This is a genomic window from Bradyrhizobium sp. LHD-71 (assembly GCF_031157255.1).
Lineage (GTDB): Bacteria > Pseudomonadota > Alphaproteobacteria > Rhizobiales > Xanthobacteraceae > P52-10.
Genome location: NZ_JAVIFX010000008.1, coordinates 226,571 through 250,109 on the forward strand (window position 1 = coordinate 226,571; position 23,539 = coordinate 250,109).

10 protein-coding genes are annotated in these 23,539 nt (G+C 62.7%); 8 read left to right on the forward strand and 2 right to left on the reverse strand.

The genetic code is table 11. The annotated features are described in order from the left end of the window. Nucleotides 1-452 precede the first annotated feature (452 nt). Nucleotides 453-1,694, forward strand: a complete 1,242-nt coding sequence (locus RCO31_RS11420) for a flavin-dependent oxidoreductase (RefSeq protein ID WP_308968443.1) — start codon at nt 453-455, stop codon at nt 1,692-1,694. A 34-nt stretch (nt 1,695-1,728) separates the two neighbouring features. Here RCO31_RS11420 and RCO31_RS11425 read toward each other — a convergent pair whose 3' ends face one another. Both RCO31_RS11425 and RCO31_RS11430 read right to left on the reverse strand, forming a co-directional pair. After that, nucleotides 1,729-2,187 carry a cupin domain-containing protein gene (locus RCO31_RS11425; RefSeq protein WP_308968444.1) on the reverse strand — a complete coding sequence of 153 codons (459 nt, stop codon included), beginning with the start codon at nt 2,185-2,187 and terminating at the stop codon, nt 1,729-1,731. Between the two features lie 68 nt (nt 2,188-2,255). Next, nucleotides 2,256-2,549: a hypothetical protein gene (locus RCO31_RS11430; RefSeq protein ID WP_308968445.1), complete on the reverse strand. Its 294-nt coding sequence runs from the start codon at nt 2,547-2,549 to the stop codon at nt 2,256-2,258. Between the two features lie 195 nt (nt 2,550-2,744). Here RCO31_RS11430 and RCO31_RS11435 point away from each other — a divergent pair, with 195 nt between their 5' ends. From RCO31_RS11435 to RCO31_RS11465, 7 genes are all read left to right on the forward strand, one after another. Further along, nucleotides 2,745-3,893, forward strand: coding sequence for an amidohydrolase (locus tag RCO31_RS11435; protein ID WP_308968446.1), 1,149 nt, complete (start codon nt 2,745-2,747; stop codon nt 3,891-3,893). A 239-nt stretch (nt 3,894-4,132) separates the two neighbouring features. Continuing rightward, nucleotides 4,133-6,475: a TonB-dependent receptor gene (locus tag RCO31_RS11440; protein ID WP_308968447.1), complete on the forward strand. Its 2,343-nt coding sequence runs from the start codon at nt 4,133-4,135 to the stop codon at nt 6,473-6,475. A gap of 306 nt (nt 6,476-6,781) precedes the next feature. Further along, on the forward strand, nt 6,782-7,012 hold the full coding sequence (locus RCO31_RS11445; protein WP_308968448.1) for an MbtH family protein: 231 nt from the start codon (nt 6,782-6,784) through the stop codon (nt 7,010-7,012). Nucleotides 7,013-7,024: 12 nt separating this feature from the next. Further along, a complete protein-coding gene (locus tag RCO31_RS11450; RefSeq protein WP_308968449.1) occupies nt 7,025-7,774 on the forward strand; it encodes an alpha/beta fold hydrolase in 750 nt (249 codons plus the stop codon). Between the two features lie 95 nt (nt 7,775-7,869). Then, nucleotides 7,870-8,838, forward strand: coding sequence for a TauD/TfdA family dioxygenase (locus RCO31_RS11455; protein WP_308968450.1), 969 nt, complete (start codon nt 7,870-7,872; stop codon nt 8,836-8,838). Nucleotides 8,839-8,865: 27 nt separating this feature from the next. Then, nucleotides 8,866-18,651 carry a non-ribosomal peptide synthetase gene (locus RCO31_RS11460; protein ID WP_308968451.1) on the forward strand — a complete coding sequence of 3,262 codons (9,786 nt, stop codon included), beginning with the start codon at nt 8,866-8,868 and terminating at the stop codon, nt 18,649-18,651. A gap of 2 nt (nt 18,652-18,653) precedes the next feature. Beyond that, nucleotides 18,654-23,539 (forward strand): non-ribosomal peptide synthetase (locus RCO31_RS11465; RefSeq protein ID WP_308968452.1); only part of this gene is annotated, 4,886 nt, incomplete at its 3' end.

Below are 23,539 nucleotides of genomic sequence, written 5' to 3' on the forward strand. Positions count from 1 at the left end.
TCACACAGCAGGGAGCCTGTGATCCCTACAACTTCAGCGTCAATATTTCCGACGGCATTGTCAGTCATCCCAACCTTGTGAGGTTCAGAGGTAAGGTCACGGCCGGCGGTGCCGTTCGCGCGTCCGTCCATGTTCAGGACAAGTTTGCGGCAGGTTCCGGCAAGCTGACGAGCAGTTCCGGACGCGGTACGTGGTCGGGGCATGAGGCGAACGCGCGATGCTCTGGGTACTGGACGGCGCAAAGGTTCTAGCGTTCGAAGGTTGGCCAAGGTTTTAGCAAAAAGGTCGGACTCGTACATGCCGCCAAAGCCGAAACAGTCAGCGCCGCCGGTGAGCGGGCGCGGGCCGACGACGACGGCGTAGCGGAAACGACAAATTTCGTTAAAATGCCGCGCGACGGCATCACTCTCTCGGGCTGAGGGCAGAGATGATGCATGTGCGCGGAGCAGAGTATGAAGGCGATCATTGCCGGTGGTGGCATCGGCGGATTGACCACGGCGCTGATGTTGCGGGACCGTGGATTTGATTGCGAGCTCTTCGAACAGTCGGATTCAATCCGCGAGCTCGGCGTCGGCATCAATACTCTGCCGCACGCGATTCGCGAGCTAACCGAGCTTGGATTGCTGGAGAGGCTCGACAGTGTTGCCGTTCGTACCGCAGAGCTGTTCTACTTGACGCGGCATGGCCAGCAGGTCTGGCACGAAAAGCGCGGGATAGACGCGGGCCACGATGTGCCGCAGTTCTCAATTCATCGTGGACGACTGCAGCGCGTAATCCACAAGGCCGTGATCGAGCGTCTCGGAGCCGATGTTGTTCACACCGGCTGTCAGCTCGGCGCCTTCACGCAGGAGGAAGGTGGCGTGACGGCCCACTTCTTCGATCGTACGGGCGCCAAAGTTACCAGCGCGCGGGGCGACATTTTGATCGGCGCAGATGGCATTCATTCGACCTTGCGTCGGACGTTATTTCCCGAGGAAGGCCCGCCCTGTTGGAATGGACTGATGTTGTGGCGGGGCGCCGCCGACTGGCCGGCGTTCCTCACCGGCCGCTCGATGCTCATCGCGGGCGGGCTCAACGCCAAGGCGGTGATCTATCCGATTGCGGAAGGCTCAGTCCCAACGCATCGGCTGACCAATTGGGCGGTGCTGGTACGGGTCAGCGACGGTTCAACGCCGCCGCAGCGTCGCGAGGACTGGTCACGGATGGGCAAGCGTGAAGAGCTGATGCCGCATGTGAAGAACTTCTCCATTCCGTATGTCGATTTTGCCGCGCTGATCGCGGCGACGCCGGAGTTCTGGGAGTATCCGTGTTGCGATCGAGATCCACTGCCATACTGGTCGCAGGGGCGCGTGACGCTGCTGGGCGATGCCGCGCATCCGATGTATCCAGTCGGCTCAAACGGTGCTTCCCAGGCGATCTTGGACGCACGCTGTCTTGCGGATGCGCTCGTGCGTGCCGAGCATCCACGCCAGGCGCTGGTGGCCTACGAGAAGCAACGCCTGCCGATGACAGCGGAGATTGTTGCTGCGAATCGACGGGGCGGTCCGGAGGGGGTGATCGACGCTGTCGAAGAGCTGGCGCCGCAAGGCTTTAAAGATGTCGATGCGGTGCTCAGCTACGAGGCCCGCGAGGCGATCGTGCGCGGCTATGCCGTGAAGGCGGGGTTTGCGACGGAGCGAGCGGCGAAGCGGTAGCCGCAGTTGATGGCATCGTTCCAACTGGCTGGGTCTATCCCGGCGGAGGCGGCAGGAAGTGGATGTTGTACTCGGCAGCGAGCGTGATCACATCCTCGGGCTTTTGCTCCTTCATGTTGTGGATATCCTGGAACAGCTCAAACAGCTTTTGCGCCGGTGATACCCAGAACAGCACCTTCGCGACTTGCTGTGATTTGTTGAAGATGCCGTGCGGCTTGCCCATCGGCAGCCTTACCAGGTCACCTGGTGTGGCAAATTCGTCGGCGCCGTCGAGCATGAACTCGAGCCGGCCTTCAAGGATATAGAGATACTCGTCCTGGTCAGGATGGATATGCGGGGGCACGAACGTACCCGGCGGGAAGGTCGCATGCCACGAGAACGAATGTTCGGTCCGCGACTTCGGCACGTAGGTTTGGCCGAGAATGCTCCAGCTGATCCCCTGCAGGCCCTCATTGGCGCGTGTAACGCCAGCGCTCTCCAAAAGTGTCGCCATGGCATGACCTCCGCAGGTGCGTGCCAGACCCGGAGGTCTGGCACTGTGTCAAAAGAAACGCGGCAGGCTCAGAACGCGCAACCGTAGTTCTGCAGCGCTGCTTTCATCTGTTCGCTGGTCTGCTTGCAGCTTCCCTCGAGCGCAGGCTTGGTGCTGGCATTCTTGGCGAGGTCCGACCAGGTCTTTCTCGTCTGATCGAGCTGTCCCTGGAACGTCGCCCGTTGCGCGGCCGGCACCTTGGCGGTGACGCATGCTTCGTATTTCGTGAGGAAGTCGTCGCAGGCAGCGACGCCGGTCGTCTGGGCGCTGGCCCCTGTGCCGAGCGTGAACACGGCGCCGATGACGATTGCGGCACGTACCATTCGTAGTCTCCTTATATTATCGATTTGTGAGTTTCGAAACGCGGGCTTTGTGCGAACAACTTGTGGCCGTGGTGTGACGGCGCATCCGCGATCGTGTGACGTGCGGCCGGTGCGCGGGGATTGACATAGAATAGAAACTTGCGGAGGAGTCACGTTGTCGGCCTCGAACGCCACCATACCGTGTTGAGAGAAGCCATGTTCTTGACCGAGCAGGATCTGGTCGACCTGGTCGCCTTCAGGCGCGATCTGCATCGGCATCCGGAGCTGTCCGGAGAGGAAAGAGAGACGGCGAGGACGATACAGGCGATTCTCTCTGCGTCCGGCGCCGACACAATCGTCACCGGACTCGGAGGGCATGGCGTTCTGGCGATCTATCAGGGCGATATGCCTGGTCCGACCGTTATGCTGCGCGCCGAGCTCGACGCATTGCCGATCGAGGAAGCCTCCGAGGTTTCGCATCGATCACGGGTTTTGGGAAAGGCGCATCTCTGTGGCCACGATGGTCATATGACGATCCTGGCAGGGGTGGCGCGTGGTCTCGGCCGGAAGCGGCCGCGCTGTGGTCGAGCTGTGCTGCTCTTCCAGCCGGCTGAGGAGGACGGCTCGGGTGCAGCCGCCGTGCTCGCGGATGAAAAATTTCAGGAGATTCGGCCGGACTTCGTGTTCGCCTTGCATAATCTGCCTGGCGTTCCGTTGGGCCAAGTTGCCATCGTCGATGGTTTGGTCAATTGCGCCTCGCGCGGCATGCAGATCGTATTGTCCGGGCGAACGGCGCACGCGTCGAACCCGGAGCTTGGTGTTTCGCCGCAGGGAGCCATCGTCCGATTGCTGCGCGAGATCGCCGCTTTGGAGCGCGGTGGAGAATTGGACCGGGACTTTTCCATGGTGACAGTCACTCACGCGCGGCTTGGCGAGCCGGCCTTCGGTATCTCGCCTGGACATGCCGAGCTTTGGCTGACGCTCAGGACGCTGGCGGATTCGACGATGGAGAGCCTGTGCTCGAGAGCTGAACGGTTCGTTCGCAGCGTCGCGGAATCCGAGAGGCTGCAGGCCGAGATTGCTTATCGCGACGTGTTTAGCCACTGCATGAACGCGCCCGAGGCCGTCACGCATCTCAAGAATGCCCTTGATGCGGAGGGCGTGAAGCACAGCGGGGAGGGGCTGCCTCTGCGAGGCTCCGAAGATTTCGGACTGTTCAACCGGCGTGCAAATGCCGCCATGTTTTTCCTCGGGGCGGGAACAGGCCATGCCGGTCTGCACGATCCGAGCTACGATTTTCCGGACGCGCTCATCGACGTGGGCTCGAGAGTCTTCATGCGCACGCTGCGCAATTTGCTCGGATGATCGCGCTGTGAAGCGTGGTCCGAGCCCGTATATTTAGAAGCGTTCAAGCTAAAATATTTAGAGACATTCAAAAGAGAGTCAGTGCGGCGCTCCACACTGTGGTCTCGCGATCACGGTCGCATGCGAATCTCCACACTTAGATCGCTTCTAGGCCCCGATGACCTGCCCAATGCGACTCGTATGTTAGGACGAACGCGCGGGAATCCTCGCATTTCTGAACATTGGGGTTGGGGCAAATCATGTATCGAGCCGCGCCGAGACATTTCGTGCGGGCCGTTTCGCTGGGAGCGGTCAGTTATCTCGTGCTTTCTTTGGATTATTCGACGGGTATGCAGAGCGTATTGGCGCAAGGAAGTTTGCCACCCGTTGTCGTCGACGCGCCCACACAGCGAAGGGCAACTCGCACAGCTCCGGCGCAGCGAGCCAGCACGACGCGCGTGCAAAGGCGCGTCGCTGCCCCGCAAGTTCGAACCGTTGAGCCGGTACCCTATCTTGTGCCGTCCACGGGCGCGATCGGAGCGCTGCCGGCGCCTTACGCCGGTGGTCAGGTGGCGAGCGGCGGAAACCTGGGAATGCTCGGCAACCGCAACGTCATGGATACACCGTTCAACCAGACGAGCTATACGGCGGAACTGATCCAGAATCAGCAGGCGCGAACGATCCGGCAGGTCCTGGAGAATGATCCATCGGTGAGGGTCTACCAGGCCGCGGGCGGCGGTGCTGACGGCCTTTACATCCGCGGTTTTTACTATGACAGCGGCGACTATGCGCTGAACGGACTGTATGGCATCGCGCCATACTATTCTTCGGATGCGAACTACATAGAGCGCGTCGAGGTGCTGAAAGGTCCAAGCGCCTTGCTGAACGGCATGACAACCGGCGGAACGGGCGTGGCGAGCGGCGGCGCCGTCGGCGGCAGCGTCAACCTGATTACCAAGCACGCTCCCTTTTATGACATCACTCAGCTCACCGCGACCTATGTGTCGAAATCGCAGTTCGGCGAACAGATCGACGTCGCCCGCCGCTTCGGTGAGCGCAAGGAATGGGGCGTGCGCGTAAATCAAGCCTATTCGAAAGGCGATACGCCCTGGAATAGGCAAACGGACGAGAACGGCAACATCGTTGCCGGTATCGACTATCTGGGTGAGCGCGTGCGCGTTGCGGTCGATGTTGGCTATCAAGCCGACAATCTGAACCCGCCGATGCGCTTCTTTACCCTGGGCTCGACAATCCTCCCGCCGCCCCCGAAAGCCGGACTCAATTTCCAGTTCCCTTGGGCGTTCTATAAGCCGACGGATTTCTTTACGACGGTAAAGGGAGAAGTGGATGTCACCGACTGGCTGACGACTTACGCCGGATTCGGTTATCACGACAGCAAGATCAACTATGCGTATGGTTCGCCGGTCATAATCAATGCCGCGCCTGGCTTTCCGTTCCAGTTGGGAGGCCTACAATCGCGCCCATTTGCCGGACAAGAGAGGTTCGAAACCCTTGCCGGGGAGGCCGGGGCGCGAGCGGCTTTCGATACCGGGTTCATCAACCACGCTGTGAATGTGAATTATTCGGTCAACGATCGAACTTATAATCAGTTCATTCGTGCTCTCCCGATGACCGCGCCGTCGCTTTTCTGGAACCTGTACAGAGAGCCTACAAATATTCCTCTACCGAGCTTTTCAGCTGTCGGTGCGAACCAGCAAACTGGCGTGAATCTCTGGAGCGTCGGCGTCTCCGATACGATGTCAATCCTCGACAAACGTATCCAGTTCACGATCGGCATCCGACGCCAGAGCGCGAGTAGCGAGGTTGCGAACTTCCTCACTGGTGTCAACAGGCCGGCGAGCGAGACCTCCGTGTGGACGCCCGCCTATGCGCTCGTGGTGAAGCCGCTCGATAACCTTTCGCTGTATGCAAACTACATCGAGGGGCTGCAGACTCCGCATGTCGTGTCGGGCACGTTTGCCAACGTGGGAACCGTATTCCCGCCGGGCCAGACGAAGCAGTTCGAGACAGGGGTCAAGTACGATTTCGGCCGCTTTACGACCACGCTGAGTTACTTCGATATCACCCAGCCTAGCGTCATCGCCGTGACGGTACCTGGAATGCAGCCGTTCCAGGCGCTTAACGGCGAGCAGCGCAACCGCGGGGTCGAACTCAACGTTTTCGGTGAGATCACACCCTGGTTCCGGATGCTTGGTGGCGTAGCCTGGATCGACGGCGAGCAGATCAGGACGCCCAATGGCGTCAACGATGGCAAGAAGGCGATTGGCGTCGCCGACGTAAACGTCAATCTCGGCGCCGAAGTGGATTTGCCGTTCGTTCCGGGCCTGACGTTGACGGGCAGGGTGATCTACACCGGGCGGCAGTACGCCGACGTGGCCAATGTCGTCGAGCTGTCGGAATGGACGCGTGTCGATCTCGGCGCGCGATATACCTTTGCCTCGCCGTGGAACGGCAAGCCGATCGTCATTCGCGCCAACATCGAGAACATTGCCAACGAAAGCTACTGGGCGTCAGCGCACAGCGGCACGATCACGCTCGGTGCGCCGCGGACCTATCTCGTCTCGACGACGTTCAATTTCTAAGCGGCGCTCGTTCACAGCATCGCTGCCGTCGCGGAGTATCCGCGGCGGCATTTTTGTTTGCGGTTCCACTTCTCTCCACACCCGACGCGTCTGATGACAAGTCGATGATGGGTTTCCGGTGATGTAGCATCTCTCTTGCGAAATCAGATGCTTGCGATCTGTGCATGTCGTGCACGCGGCTGTCGTATTTTTTCTGCGATCCAACCTTGGAGGTATTAAAAACTTTCGCAGCGATATTGTTTTGACCGTCATGTGCTTCTGTCTTACTCAAACGCGATCGCTTTCCTGAGACAAAGGAAACAGGGCATGATGGTTTTCGACAGAGAAGACATCACCTTTACGGTCGTCATCAATCACGAAGAACAATATTCGATCTGGCCGACGTTCAAGGACATTCCCAACGGTTGGAAGGCGGTCGGAAAAACGGGCACCAAGAAGGAATGCCTCGATCATATCGAGCAGGTTTGGACCGATATGCGGCCGCTGACGCTTCGCAAATTCATGGACGAGAACGGCTCGCCGTCGAACGCCGCTTGAGTGAGGCCGGTGATGCGGCTTCTCTGTCTGCCATACTCCGGCGGAAGCGCCATGCTCTACGCGCGCTGGCGCAGACTCCTGCCATCATGGATCGACGTGCAGCCCGTCGAATGGCCGGGGCGCGGCGTGCGCATGGACGAGCCGCTGGCGACCGATCCCTTGCAACTCGCAAGCCAGCTCGCCAGCGAGCTCCACCCGAACATTGATCGTCCGTATGCGCTGTTCGGACATAGTCTCGGTGCACTGATCGCATTTGAGCTGGCTCACAGCCTGCTCGATCGCTGCGCGCCCGCGCCGCTCGTCCTGTTCGCGTCGGGCACGGAGGCGCCGGCGGTGCGAGACGGCAGCAGATGGCGGCAGCCGTTGAGCGACGCCGCGTTGTTGAAAGAGTTGCGGGGGCTTCGCGGAACGCCTGATGAAGCGTTGTCGAATGACGAGATCATGCGGATGGCGCTGCCGGTGCTTCGCGCCGATTTCCTGATGTGCGGGGCGTACGTCCACCGCGAGCGGCGTCCGTTGCCGTGTCCCATCCACGTTTTCGGTGGAGACGACGACGACACCAGCCGCGCTTCGCTGGAGGCCTGGAAGCGGGAGACCGCCGCGGGCTTCGCCCTGGATATCCTGCAAGGTCACCACTTCTTCATCCACACCCAGCAGGCCGAGATGCTCAGCCTCATCACTTCGGTGCTGTCGCGCCACTCCGGTCGATCGCAGCCGCAGCTATCGGATCGCGGGGCGGCGGCCTCGGTGCAACGCGCCTAGAGCTGCGCGCGAACGCGCACAGCTCATCTCACCAGTTCGCGGCATGCCAGCTGCCGTCGTCGGATCGAAACATTGGCTCGAATGGAAGCAAGATCATGAGTACGTTCTCCGTCCGTCCGCTTCTCGACGGCAGAAGCCTGCCGATGCTGCTGCAGTCCGATGACACGGATGCGCCGCTCGGCGGGGCGCTTCCGATGCTGCGCGACACTGTCGATCGGCATCTGATCGGCTGTGGTGGGGTCGTATTCCGCGGCTTTTCTCTCGACGGCCCCGATGCGTTCCGGGCGTTTGCAGCGGCTTTCGGCCATCCTCTCCTGACCTATGAGTTCGGCTCGACGCCTCGCTCGAAGGTGACCGCCGGTGTCTATACGTCGACGGAGTATCCGCCACATCAGCACATCCCGCTGCATAACGAGCAGGCCTATACGCGCGACTGGCCGATGAAGATCTGGTTCTACTGCATGCAGCCAGCCCAGGAGGGCGGCGAAACGCCGATCGCCGACAGTCGGGCGATTCATCGCGACATGCCGCAGGCGATCCGTGAGCGCTTCGCCGAGAAGGGCGTGATGTATGTGCGCAACTACGGCAACGGTCTCGACGTGGACTGGCAGGATGTCTTCGGCACCGAGTCGAAGGCGGAGGTCGAGATCTACTGCGCCGCGCACGACATCGATTGCGAATGGAAGGACGACGGTGAGCTTCGTACCCGCCAGATCTGCCAGGGCACGGCGCGTCATCCCGTGACCGGCGAATGGGTCTGGTTCAACCAGGCCCATCTATTCCATGTCTCAAATCTCGAGGCGGAGGTGCGGGAAAGTCTGCTTGACGTGGTCGGCGACGAAATGGAGCTGCCGCGCAACGTCTTCTACGGCGACGGCTCGCCGATCGAAGACGAAACGCTCGCCACAGTCCGTGGTGTGCTGGACGCGCACAAAATTGTCTTCCCCTGGCAGGCCGGCGATGTCGTCATGCTCGACAACATGCTGACGGCTCATGCGCGCTCACCGTTCAAGGGACCGCGCAAGGTGATTGTCGCCATGGCCGAGCCGAACCACCAGCGCTGAAGGTTCCGGAAGCAGAAGTCGATACCGATGCAGACAGAGAACCTCGTCGAACGATTGCGCAAGCATGCCGCATCGCGGTCGGGCCGAGTTGCTTTGCGCTTTCTCGAAGACGACGACGTCGTCCACGAGCTGACATTCGCCGGGCTCGATGCCCGTGTTCGCTCGGTCGCGAGCCTGCTCCAGCAATTGGGAGGCGCGGGCGAGCGGGCGGTAATCCTCCTTCCTAGCGGGCTCGATTATGCCGTCGCATTCTACGCCTGCCTGTATGCGGGTGTGATTGCCGTGCCGGCCTATCCGCAGGACGGCGGAGGTGCTCGTCACGCGGGGCGCCTCGACGGAATTCTCAGCGACGCGACGCCGCGTTTCGTTCTGACGAGAACGGATCTTCGTGCAGATATCGAGGCGCTGCTGCCGAAAACCACCGGCGTCCAGATCGTCGAGGTTGATGCCGTGCAGCCTGATCTGGCCGCGGATTGGCGAGAGACGAGGTTCGATGCCGATGCGGTCGCGTTCCTGCAGTACACCTCCGGATCGACCTCCCAGCCAAAAGGTGTTTGCGTCTCGCATGGCAATCTGGTGGCCAATGAGCGGGCGATCCAGGCCCTCGCCGGGGCGACGCAGGACGACATCTTCGTCAGCTGGCTGCCGCTTTACCATGACATGGGGCTGATCGGCGGCTTGTTGAATCCGCTGTTTGTCGGCTACTCGGCGGTGCTGATGTCGCCGGGCCATTTTCTGGAACGGCCCCGGCGCTGGCTCGAGGCGATCAGCCGCTACAATGCGACACTGAGTGGTGGCCCCGATTTCGCGTATTCACTGTGTGTCGACCGCATTTCCGACGAGAGTCTCTCACAGCTCGTTCTGAGCAGCTGGCGCTTTGCGTTTTCAGGCTCCGAATTCGTTCGTTGCAGGACGCTTCGGAGGTTTGCGGAGCGGTTCAAGCCGGCCGGATTCGATGCGCGTGCGTTGGCGGCTTGTTACGGTCTCGCCGAGGCGACGCTGCTCGTCAGCGGCAGCGAGCTCGGCGTCGAACCGGTCACGTATACCCTCGATACGGCCGAACTCGCCGCTGGTCGCATTGTCCATGCGAGCGAAGGTACCGATCTCGTGGCTTGTGGCCGACTGATCGAAGGTCACGCGTTGCGGATCATGCGGGTCGATGGATCGACCGTCGCTGAGCCTGACGAGATCGGCGAGATATGGGTCGCCGGACCGAGTGTCGCGCAGGGCTATTGGAGGAATGCGAAAGCGACGCATCAGGCGTTTGTCGAACGAGACAACCAACGCTGGTTGCGTACAGGAGATCTGGGTTTCGTTCGCGACGGCACCCTGGTCGTGGCAGGGCGACTGAAGGACCTGCTGATCGTTCGCGGCCAGAACATCTATCCGACTGATGTCGAACAGGCAGTGGAGGCCGGCGTCAGATCCGCCCGCAAGGGGCGCGTGGCTGCGTTTGCCGTCGACACCAATGGACACGAAAGCATCGGTGTAGCGGCCGAATTCAGCCGCACCACGCTCGCGCGCACGGCGCCCGAGCTGCTCGCGCATGCGATCGGCGAAGCGGTGCTTCGGCAATGCCAGGAGTATCCGGCCGTCATCGTGCTGCTGAACCCGCGCGGTATGCCGTTGACGACCAGCGGAAAGCTTCAGCGCTCGGCCTGCAGTGCAGGCTGGTCGAACAATATGCTCGACAGCTTTATGGTTATCGAGCACGGACGAAGCAGCGATGGTCGCTCGCTGACAGGGAAAGCGGTGAATGCGCCCGCAACGGAGACCGAACGCGCCGTCGCCACGATCTGGTGTGAAGCACTTGGTGTCGAGACCGTCGGTCGGGAAGACGATTTCTTCGTGCTCGGCGGCAACTCAATCTCCGCCGGCCAGGTCGCGGCTACGATCCGCGAACGTTTCGGCCGCGAGCTGGAGCTGCGCAGCTTCTTCGATGCGCCGACGCTTGCGGCCTTTGCCAGCCGGATCGAGGCACTGGTGCGCGAGGGGGCGAGCGAAACACTGCCGCCAATTCAACGCGCGTCCCCGCAGGTTCGCAATGCATTGTCTCATGCCCAGGAGCGGCTGTGGTTTCTGTGGAACATGGATCCTGGCGGGACGGCCTACACGGTTGCGAGCACGATTCGCCTGAAAGGCGGACTCGACCATTCCATCCTGTCGAGAGCGATCACCGAGGTCGTTCGGCGTCACGACGTGCTGCGCACCACGTTCGTCGCCAAGGAGGGCCGCGGCAGTCAAGTCGTTCATGACGCCATGGATGTCGCGATCCGGTTCGAGGACCTGCGACGTCATACTGTCTGCGATCGCGGCGGTTACGCTGCCGCGCTGACGAAAGAGGAGCTTGCTCGGCCCTTCGATCTCGTCAACGGGCCGTTGCTGCGCGCCGTTCTGCTTCGCCTTGCCGACGATGAGCACGAACTGCTCCTGCTTGCGCATCATATCATCGTCGATGGGTTGTCACTGAACGTACTGCTGCAGGAGTTGGCGGCACTCTATCGCAGCTTCAGCCAGGACAACGTCGGGCCTCCGCCGTTGCCGATGATCCAGTATGCCGATTTCGCCGCCTGGCAGCGAAAATGGCTTGCCAGCGGCGAGGGCGAGCAGCAACTCGCTTACTGGCGCGCCCGTCTGGGCGAGACGCATCCCGTTCTGGCGCTGCCGCTCGACCGGCCACGTCCGGTCGTGCAGAGCCATGGCGGGGGCACGATCGGCCTCGAGATCGATGGAACGCTCGCCGTCCGCCTCAAAGCACTCGCCGGACAGCATCGTGCGAGCCTCTTCATGCTGCTGCTCGGCGCCTATCATGTGCTGCTGCACCGCTATACGGGGCAGACTGATCTGCGGGTGGGCGTGCCGGTGGCCGGGCGCCGGCATGTGCAGCTCGAACGGCTGATCGGATGCTTCGTCAACACGCTGGTGATGCGCGCCGACATCGTCGACCGAATGAGCTTTTCCGAGTTGCTTGCGCAGGTCAAGGAAACGGTGATCGGTGCGCTCGCGCATCAGGATCTGCCTTTTGAGCTGCTGGTCGACGGGCTCAAGCCCGAGCGCAGCGGCGGCCACAATCCGCTGTTCCAGGCGAAGTTCAACTACATGACCGCACCGCGCGGCTTCGACGCGGTCGAAGGCCTCGCCGCTGAGGCCCGGATCGTCGATCTCGCCGGCTCGCATTTCGACCTCGCGCTGGACATCGTCGATGGGGCCGACGGCATCAAGGCGACGTTCAACTTCGCGACAGATCTCTTCGAGTCGGCGACGATCGCGAGGCTGGCAGCGCAGTTTCACTCGCTGCTCGGGCAGATCGCCGAGGACGCGGAGCGGCCGTTATCGGATTTTTCAATCGACGAAGCGAACCGGCAGGTCGTGCGGAGCGAGACGGCGACATTCGACTTTGTCGATATCGTTAGCCTGCATTGCGCAGCGGCAGCGGATCGCGAAACGGCGGTCGCCGTGCGGTGCGGTGGCGAGACGATGACTTTCGACGAGCTCGACCGCAGGTCGAACAGCCTTGCGCGTGAGCTTGTCGCCCGCGGCGTCACCCGCGAGGCTCCGGTCGCGCTGTGGATCGAACGTTCGCCCGCCTTTGTCGCGGCTCTGCTCGGCGTGCTCCGGGCCGGCGGCGCTTTTGTTCCGCTCGATCCGAAATGGCCGCTGCAGCGGGTGCAAGGCATCCTCAAAGACGGGAACATCGGCATTGTGATGGCCGCCGGCGAGACGCTGGAAGCGGCGCGAGCGCTTGACTGTCTTGTGCTCGATGCGAACGATGTCGCCACGGGCGAAGCGGCCTCAGGCCTGTCGGTGGACATCCATCCGGAGCAGATCGCTTATGTGATCTATACTTCGGGCTCGACCGGTACCCCTAAAGGGGTCGCGGTCTCACATGGCGCGCTGGCCAACTACGTGCAGGCCTTGTTGCTGCGGCTGGAGCCGGTGGCCGGCACAAGCATGGCGATGGTTTCGACGGTGGCGGCCGATCTCGGCCACACGGTGCTGTTCAGCGCGCTCGCGACGGGCGCAACGCTCAATCTCCTCCCGCCGGATGCGTCGTTCGACGCCGATTTGTTCGCTCGCGCAATGCGCGAAGCGGACGTCGGCTTTCTGAAGATCGTGCCGAGCCATTTGCGTGGACTGCTGCACGCATCACGATCGGCCGATCTGCTGCCGCGCGATGTCCTTGTTCTTGGTGGCGAGGCTTGCGATCCGACGTTATTGGCCGAGATCCGTCAACTGCGACCGCAGTGCCGGATCGTCAACCATTACGGCCCGACGGAAACGACAGTCGGCGCTGTTGCGCATGCCTGCGAGGCTGACGCCGCGGGGCCCGCGCCCATCGGTTTGCCGCTCGCCAACCTGGGCGCCTGTGTTCTGGACGATATGCTGAACGAGGTGCCGATCGGCGTCGTCGGTGAGCTCTACATTGGCGGTGCGGGACTCGCGCGGGGTTATCTCGGTCGGCCCGGTTTGACAGCGGAGCGCTTCGTGCCAGATCCGTTTGGATTAGCTGGCGCGCGGCTGTACCGGACCGGAGATCTTGTCCGGTGCGATCAAGCGGGCCGGCTGGTGTTCCTGGGGCGCGCCGACGACCAGATCAAGCTGCGCGGCTACCGGATCGAGCTCGACGAGGTCTCACGCGCGATCAAGGCGCTGGACGAGGTCGAAGACGCGGTGGTTGTCGCCCGCGCCCTTGGCACCGACCAGCAGCGTCAAGAGCTCGTTGCCTATTATGTTGCAAGGTCCGGGATGACGCTGGGGCCGGATGCGATCAAGCAGCGTCTGTCGACTGTCATGCCAGACTACATGGTGCCGCCACGCATCGTTGGACTGGCGCGCCTGCCGCTCACGTCGAACGGCAAGATCGACCGCAAGGCATTGCCCGAGCCTGACGAGGAGATCGTCGCTGTAGACTATTCGGCGCCTCGAGGAGAGGTCGAGCAGGCGATTGCGGCTGTCTGGCAAGACGTGCTCGGGCGGGAGCAGATCGGCCGCAACGATAATTTCTTCGAGCTCGGCGGCGATTCAATTCTCAGCCTGCAGATCATTGCACGGTTGCGCAAGCGCGGCGTCCGTTTGACGCCGAAGCAGGTGTTTGGGCAGCAAACGATAGCTGCATTGGCGACCGTTGCGACCGTATCGACGCTGCCCGCCGCGAAGGACGCGAAGCCGAAGGCGGACACGCCAACGGTGCGTGACTTGGTGACGGGCCCGCATCATCTGCTGCCCATCCAGGCGCGCTTCTTCGAGCAGGTGACGGCGGATCGCCACCATTGGAATCAGGCGCTGTTGCTGGCGCCGCAATCGCGATTGAACTGGGACGTGCTGCGCCGTGCGCTGGTAGCGGTCGTGGACCATCACGATGCGCTGCGGTTGCGCTTCGAAGAGATCGACGGCACCTGGCGGGCAGAGCACGCGGCGGCGCCGGCTGCGTCGGAGTTGCTGGCGGTTCGTGAAGGCATCGGCGATGCCGCGCAGATTACGGCGGTGGCATCCGCCGCGCAGGCGAGCCTGTCATTGTCGGGTCCGTTGCTGCGCGCAGTCGGGATGGAGCTTGAGGATGGCGGCCAGCGTCTGTTGATCGCGGTCCATCATCTGGTCATCGACGGCGTGTCGTGGCGTGTGCTGCTGGAAGATCTCGCGTCGGCCTACGATCAGTTGCTGCAAGGCGCGGCGGCGGCCACGCTCCCACCGACAAGTGATTCCTACGCCTCATGGGGGGCCCGGCTTCGAGCTTATGCCTCGTCACAAGAACTCGCAGCGGAGCTGCCGTTCTGGCTGCGGTGTCGGGCGGGCACCGAATTGCCGTGCGACTGTGATCATGAGGAAATCGACCGTGTGGGAGGCAGCGAGGAGGTCTCGCTCGTCTTCGACGAAGAGCTGACGTCCCGTCTCCTGAAGGAGGCGCCGGCAGCCTATCGCACGCAGGTCAACGATCTTCTGCTGACGGGTCTTGCGCGCGCCATCTGGCACTGGAGCGGTCATGACGACGTGCTGATCGAGCTCGAGGGGCACGGCCGGGAAGATGTCTTTTCCGGTGCGGAGCTCTCGCGTACGGTTGGCTGGTTCACGACGGCTTTCCCGCTTCGCCTTCAAGGTGGATCCAGCGGCGATGCTCCGCTCATCAAGTCGATGAAGGAAACCCTTCGCGCGGTTCCGAACCGCGGTCTTGGCTACGGCGTCTTGCGCTACCTTGGTGCGGAAGCGGACCGCTTGGCGCTAGCGCGGTCGGGGGAGCCACGCATCGTCTTCAATTACCTCGGTCAGTTCGACGGCAGTCTGGGAGATGGCTTGCCTTTCCGGATTGCACCGGAGAGCGCTGGCGCCACGCGCAGCGCCACTGCGCCGCTGCGTGGATGGTTGAACATCAACGGAGAGGTGCGTGACCGGCGGCTGCGCCTGTCGTTCGGATACGGGCGGAAGCGCTATCGTCGCGAAACGATCGCGCGACTGGTGCAGCTCTACGAGACGGCATTGCGGGAGCTGGTCGATCATTGCACAAGCGGTGCCTGCGGGATCACACCGTCCGATGTTGTGCTGTCCGACCTGACCCAAGCCGAGCTCGATCGGCTGGCGACGACGCTGGACTGGCGAAGCATTGAGGACGTCTATCCGCTTTCGCCAATGCAGCAGGGCATGTTGTTCCATGCGCTGCGCGATGGCGACGCGGACGTCTATGTCAACCAGGTCGCAATCGAACTCATCGGGATCGATGCCGAAAGATTGCGCGCGGCATGGCAGGTCGTCAGTGACCGTCACGCGACGCTGCGCACCGGTTTCATATGGCGGGAGCTGTCCGGATCGGCGCAGCAGGTTGTGTATCGGCAGGCTGGGGTGCCGTTCGTCGAAGAGGATTGGCGCGAGCGCACGGCGGCACTGGAGCATTCCGGCAGGTGCGATGAACTGGACGCCGCGTTGGCGGACGTCTCACGGCGCGAACGTGCGACAGGCTTCGACGTTTCGCGGCCGCCGTTGCAACGCGTACGGCTGATCCGGCTCGGCGAACATCGTCACTGGCTGATCTGGACCCATCATCACATCGTACTCGACGGCTGGAGTTCCGCACGGCTGGTCGCCCAGGTGCTGCAGCACGTGAATGGGGTCAGGCTTCCCGCGGTGCAGGGCAGCTATCGTGACTACATCGCCTGGCTGAAAGGGCGGGAACGTGCGAGCTCAGCTTTCTGGCCTGCTGCGTTGGTTGCGTTGGAAGCGCCGACGTTCCTCGCGGACGCACTGGCATCAGATCATCACATATCGGTTGTCTCGACACCAGATGCTTCGGGCCATGCTCGTCTGAGTCTTCTGCTGGACGCGAAGCTCACGGAACGCCTGAAGGCGTTTGCGAAGCGCGAACGTGTGACGCTCAACACGCTCGTGCAGGGGGCATGGGCGCAAGTGTTGCGACGGTATGTTGGACAAGATGCAGTGTGCTTCGGCGTCACGGTGTCTGGCCGTCCGGCCGAGCTGCCCGACGCCGAGGAGATGGTGGGCCTGTTCATCAACACGTTGCCGATCGTCGACTCGGCCAATCCGCAATCCAGCATCGGCACCTGGCTGCGCCAGTTGCAGGAGCAGAATCTCGCCTTGCGCGAGCACGGCTGGACACCGCTCTACGAGATCCAGCGGCTCGCCGGCCATGCCGGCCGGGCATTGTTCGACAGCATTCTGGTGTTCGAGAACTATCCAATCGACGAGGGGCTGCGCGGGAAGGGCGATCGCGGACCTCGCCTCGGGCGCGTGGAGCATGTCACGCCCACCAACTATGCACTGGCCGTAGCGGTATTCGCCGGCTCGGACGGACTCAATCTCGACTTCAACTACGATCGCGCCCGGCTCGATGGCTCGCAGATGATGAAGCTGAGGGGCGCCTTGGTCGGTCTGCTGGAGCAGATCGTTGCCGATGCGGGCAGGCCGCAGGGCATCCTGGGTGCGCCGGACAAGGGTGAGATTCAACGCGTTCTCGAATGGAGCGGACCGGCGGTATCGCTGTCGGCTTCGCATCCGACGGTCGTTGCGCAGATCGAAGCGACGGCTGCGCGGTCTCCGTCCGCTCTGGCATTGGTATGCGGCAAGGAAGAGATCAGCTACGGCGAATTGAACGCGCGGGCAAACCGGCTGGCCCGGCGCCTTCGCCGTCATGGCATTGGTCCGGACCGACTGGTTGGTCTGGCGTTGGGACGCAGCGCGGACATGTTGGTTGCGCTGCTCGCGGTGTTGAAGGCGGGCGGCGCCTACCTGCCGCTTGATCCCGACTATCCCGCCGGGCGCCTGGTTCACATGCTGCGCGACAGCGGGGCGAGGCTCGTGCTGACTCAACACGCGCTGCGCGACCGTCTTGCGCCGGTGCTCGACGCAACGGGCGTGGAGGCGTGGCGGCTCGATGAACCGCATCGTCGCAACGAGGACGACAGCAACCTCGCGATCGAGATTCGCCCCGAGAGCCTGGCCTATGTGATCTACACGTCTGGTTCGACCGGAACGCCCAAAGGCGTGGCGGTCGCACATGGACCGCTCGCGATGCATTGCCAGGCGATCGGGCGGCTTTATCGTATGCAAGCGACCGATCGCGAATTCCAGTCCGCGTCGATCAATTTCGACATCGCCCATGAGCGCTGGCTGGTGCCGCTGATGACAGGCGGATCACTCGTATTGCCGCCGAGGCGCGCCCTGCTGATCGACGACCTGCTGGCGGAGATCGAGCGTCGCTCCGTCACGACGGTCTTCCTGCCACCAGCCTATGCCGACCAGTTGAGTGATGTGTTGCGGCAACTCGGGAGAAAGCTCGCGTTGCGGCTTTGCATCGTCGGTGGAGAAGCCTGGTCGGATGTGGGCGTCAGGGCGTTCCGGCAGGCCACCGATGTCGAGCTTTTGGTCAATGCTTACGGTCCGACCGAAACGGTGATCGCACCGATGGCGTGGACGGTCGACGAGACCGCCGTGGCGCCTGGCCGCTATGCCCCGATCGGGCGGCCGATCGGCTCGCGGACCGCCTATATCCTCGATGCCGACCTCAACCCGCTGCCTGTCGGCGTGACGGGGGAACTCTTTATCGGCGGCGTCGGGCTGGCCCGGGGTTACCTCAATCGAAGCGCGCTGACGGCGGAGCGCTTCATCCCCGACCAATTCGGTGGCGGTGGCGATCGGCTCTATCGGACCGGTGATCTGGCGCGGTGGCGCGCCGACGGTGTGATCGAGTACGTCGGACGCTCTGACAATCAGGTCAAGGTCCGCGGCTTCCGCATTGAATTGGGAGAGGTCGAGGCGCGGCTCCTGGAGCAGCGCGGCGTGCGCTCGGCCGTTGTTGTGGCACACGAGAGCGCCACAGGTCGGCAGTTGATCGGTTACGTCAGCGGCGAAGCGAAGCTCGACGGCAGGGCATTGCGAAGTGCCTTGTCGACAGCGCTGCCCGATTACATGGTTCCCTCGTTGATTGTTGTGCTGGAGCAGTTGCCGTTGACGCCGAACGGCAAGATCGACCGCCGGGCGTTGCCGTCGCCGCAGGATGACGGCGCCTCGCGTCGGGGTTATGCGGCGCCGGAAGGCGAGATAGAGACCGAGCTGACGAAAATCTGGAGCGAGCTGCTGGGGCTCGATCGCGTCGGACGCGACGATCATTTCTTCGAGCTTGGCGGGCACTCGTTGCTTGCGGTGCGGCTGGTGAGCCGTGTGTCGCAGGAGTGGGACGTGCCCCTTCAGGTTTCGGACCTGTTCCGGCATCCCGAGCTCGCCCAACTTGCTCGCGTCATTTCGATCAGTCTGATCGAACGGGAATTCGACGCTGAAGAGCTTCAAGACGTGATCGCATCGGGATCGTGAGCATGGCCGATTTACTCAAACCCGATTTGCGGGAGCTCGATGCCGAAGAGCTTCGAAGGCTCGTGCAGCTTGCGAAGCAGCGTCGCACAGCGGGCAAGCGCGAGAACGCATCAATACCGACGGTCCCGCGCGATGGCGCGCTTGCGTTGTCCTTTGCGCAGCAGCGCCTGTGGCTGCTGGCTCAGCTCGATGGTACGAGCACGAATTATCACATTCGCGGCGCCTTGCATTTGGTCGGAGCGATTGACGTCGCCGCGTGGTGCCGCAGTCTCAATCGCGTGTTGGCCCGTCATGAAGCCCTGCGCAGCGTCTTCGTTGCTGATGATGGCCAACCGCGTGTCGAATTGTTGCCGGCCGAACAAGGTATGCCGCTGGTCGAACACGACCTGCGGGACGATCCTGACACGCAGAAGACTCTCCAGCGTCTGTATGGCGAGGAAGCTCGTCGCCCCTTTGATCTCGGTCATGGACCGCTGATCCGCGGCTGCCTCATTCGTCTCGCGCAAGCCGAGTATGTTTTCGTCCTCACCCAGCATCACCTGGTCTCCGATGGCTGGTCGATGGGTGTGCTCGTCCGCGAGCTTGGTGTCCTGTACCGGGCTTTCACGGCCGGCAGGGAAGATCCGCTGCCGCCGCTCACAATCCAATATCCGGACTATGCCGCCTGGCAGCGCCAATGGCTGACCGGAGAACGATTGCAGCGGCAGATCGATTATTGGCGGCAGGCCCTCGCCGGCGCTCCGGCCTTGCTCCAGCTGCCGACGGATCGGCCGCGCCCGCGCGTCAAGTCGCTGGCCGGCGCATCACTGCCGATCGACATCGACGCCGATCTCGCCGAGGACGTCCGGCGGCTGAGCCAGCGCCATGGCGCCACGACATTCATGACCGTGCTTGCCGCCTGGGCAGCGGTGCTGTCGCGGCTTTCGGGCCAAAGCGATCTTGTGATCGGCACGCCGACCGCGAACCGCAGCCGGCCGGAAGTCGAAGGACTGGTCGGCTTCTTCGTCAACATGCTGGCGCTTCGGCTCGATCTGTCAGGAGAGCCGAGCGTGGCGGAGCTTCTGGGCCGTGTGCGCGACGCTGCGCTTGCGGCGCAGGATCACCAGGACTTGCCATTCGAGCAGCTCGTCGAAATCGTTCAACCGCCGCGCCGTCTCGATCATAGTCCCGTGTTTCAGGTGGTGTTCGCCTGGCAAAACAACGAAGCGGCGACGTTCGAGCTGCCCGGCCTGAAGGTCGATGTGGTCGAGACGGGGCTTGAACAGGTCAAGTTCGATCTTGAGCTCAATCTGGGCGAAGCCGATGGCCGCATCGTCGGCGCGCTCAACTACGCCACGGCGCTGTTCGACGAAGCGACCGTCGAGCGTCACCGCGGTTATCTGCTGGCGGTTCTGAGAGCCATGGTTGCGAACGCGGATCAGATCGTCGACCGCGTCGATATGCTGTCGCCTGACGAACGCGCGCTCGTGCTTGAGACGTGGAACCGGTCCGCTGTATCGTATCCGTCTGAGCGCTGCATCCACGAGCTCTTTGCAGATCAAGTCCGCCGGGAGCCCGAGGCAACTGCACTGGTCCAGGACGGACTGTGCGTCAGCTATGGCGAGCTTGATGCGAGGGCCAATCAGCTTGCTCATCATCTGATCGAACAGGGCGCGGGTCCCGATCAGGTGGTCGCCATCTGCCTGGAGCGCGGCGTTGCCATGATCGTCAGCGTGCTGGCCGTGCTCAAGGCCGGCGGCGCCTATCTGCCGCTGGATCCTGTCTATCCGCGCGAGCGGCTGCGCCAGGTTATCGACGATGCGAAACCCGAATTGCTGATCTGTGACGACATCGGGCGTGCGTCGGTGGGCGATACGCCGTGCCGCGTCCTCGACGTCGAAGCGAGTGGAGCGGCGTGGACCGGACTGCCGACATCCGATCCTGATGCACGTGCGGCCGGCCTGACATCGCGTCATCTCGCGTATGTCATCTATACGTCAGGCTCGACCGGCGCGCCGAAAGGCGTGATGGTTCAGCATTGCGGACTGGTCAATCTGGCGCTTGCCCAGCAGATGTTGTTTGGCGTCTCTCGGCAAAGCCGCATCGTTCAATTTGCCTCCTTCAGCTTTGATGCGAGCATATGGGACATCGTCATGGCCCTGTGCGCCGGAGCCGAGCTGCATCTTGTCCGCGCGCGCGAGCATCGCGATACCGGCGAACTCCTGGACTTTCTGGCGCGCAATCGCGTTACGCACGCGACGCTTCCGCCCGCACTGCTTCAGGGTCGGACAGATCTCGCGCGGCTGGCGTCACTGCAGGTGCTTGTTCTGGCGGGCGAATTGCCCAAGGCGGAATTGGTCGAAGGCTTGCCTGCAAATATCGCCGTCTTCAACGGTTACGGCCCGACGGAAACGACTGTCTGCGCCACGGCCTGGCGCCGTCCAGCAAACTTTGACGGCGCGGTCGTTCCGATCGGCCGTCCGCTTCCGAATACGCAGATCTACCTGCTGGACAAACATGGTGCGCCAGTTCCGCGCGGAACGATCGGCGAGATTTCTATCGGCGGAGCAGGGGTCGCGCGCGGATATCTGAACCGGGCAGAGCTGACGGCGGAACGGTTTGTGCGCGATCCGTTCAATCCCGGGCCGACAGGGAAAATGTACCGCACCGGCGATCTCGGGCGGCACCTGCCCGACGGCAGCGTGGAATTCCTCGGTCGCAACGATCATCAGGTGAAGGTCAGGGGCTTCCGCATAGAGCTCGGCGAGATCGAGGTTCGTCTGGCTGAACATCCTGATGTCCGCGATGCCGTGGTGGTTGGGCGCGGCAAGGACGCCGGCGATCAGCGGCTGGTTGCCTATGTTGTGCCGTCTGGGCCAGATGATGGCGAGGGCGATCGTGCTGAATTCGTGGCATCGTTGCGCAGCTATCTCGGTGCGCGGTTGCCGCAGTTCATGGTGCCCTCGGCCTTCGTGCAGCTCGATGCACTGCCACTGACGCCAAACGGCAAGGTCGATCGTCAGTCGTTACCTGTACCTCACGATGACGCTCTGGTGCGCGGCGTTTATGCGGCGCCGGAAGGCGAGCTCGAGGATCTGCTGGCGAGGATCTGGGCCAAGCTGCTGGACGTCGAGCGTGTCGGGCGCAACGACCATTTCTTTGAGCTCGGGGGGCATTCGCTGCTCGCGGTCCGCTTGCTGGAGCGATTGCGGCAGCACTCGCTCGCGACGGATGTCCGGACGCTGTTTGCCAGGCCTGTGCTGTCGGAGCTGGCCGCCAGCCTCGGACGCACTGGTCAGATGGATATTCCGGCCAATCGGATCGCAGAAGATACGACGACGATCACGCCCGATATGCTGCCGCTGATCGATCTGACGCAGTCCGAGATCGATGCCGTTGCGGCTGGTGTGCCGGGAGGCGTGGCCAACATCCAGGATATCTACGGCCTGTCGACGCTCCAGGATGGAATCCTGTTCCATCATCTGCTGGCGACACAGGGCGATCCATATCTGTTGATCGGTCAGATAGGCTTTGCCGGGCGTGATCTGCTCGACCGCTATCTCACCGCCGTTCAGCAGGTCGTCGACCGTCACGACATTCTGCGCACGGCTGTGGTGTGGGAAGGGTTGTCCAGCCCGGCGCAGGTGGTCTGGCGGCAGGCGCCGCTGGTTGTTACCGAAATCGAGCTCGAGGAGGAAAGCACGGCGCGGCGTCAGCTCGCCGAGCGTTTCGATCCACGTCGGCATCGCATCGATCTTGGTCGAGCACCGCTGGTTCGCTTTGCCGTTGCGCGCGAACCCGGCAGTGAGCGCTGGCTGCTCGCGGTTCTGCTGCATCATATGATTGGTGATCATTCGACACTGGAAGTGATGCATACGGAGGTCCGCAAGATCCTTGCCGGGCGCGGTCATGAACTGACCACTCCATTTCCGTTCCGCAATCTGGTGGCGCAAACGCGAGGAACGCGGGTGGCGCAGGACCACGAGCGCTTCTTCCGGGCGATGCTTGCAGACATCGATGAGCCAACCGCGCCATTCGGTCTGACCCAGGTGCGCGGTGACGGTGGGGGGATCGGAGAGGCCCGCCGGACGCTCCCGGCAGCCCTGAACGACCGGCTTCGGAGCGAGGCGAGGCGGCTCGGCGTGAGTCTCGCCAGTCTCTGCCATCTCGCCTGGGGGCAGGTGGTCGCTCGCTGCAGCGGCCGCGAACATGTGGTGTTCGGTACCGTGCTGTTCGGCCGCATGCATGCCGGCGCCGATCGCACCATGGGATTGTTCATCAATACCTTGCCGCTGCGGCTCGATCTCGGCGGCACAGCAGTCGAGGACAGCGTTCGTCAGGCGCACACGAAGCTTGCGGAACTGATGGCGCATGAGCACGCATCGTTGGCGCTCGCGCAGCGTTGCAGCGGCGTTGCCGCACCGGCGCCGTTGTTCAGCGCGCTCCTGAACTATCGCCACAATGCAATGCCCGCGAATTCGCACGATGGACGCGTCGAGCTGCTGAACGGAATCGAATGGCTTGGCGGTGAAGAACGCACGAACTACCCGCTGATGCTCGCGGTCGAGGATTCCGGACAGGCGCTCGCGCTGACGGCGCAGGTCGTCGAGCCTCACTCTGCCGATCGCATCTGTGCCTTCATGCAGTACGCGCTCGAGCAACTGGCCGACTCGCTGGAGCATGCACCACGTTCTTCGGTGCGCGAACTCGCTGTTCTTCCGCCGGACGAGCGCGAGTTTCTGGTGGAGACGTGGAATCGGACGAAAGCTCCATATCCCGATCGCTGCTTCCTCGCCCAATTTGAAGCGGGTGTTTGGGAGGGTTCGGCTGCGGTGGCGGTCGTGTCTGGTGATGAGGAGGTGAGCTACGGTGAACTGAACCGGCGCGCCAACGCACTGGCGCGGCGGCT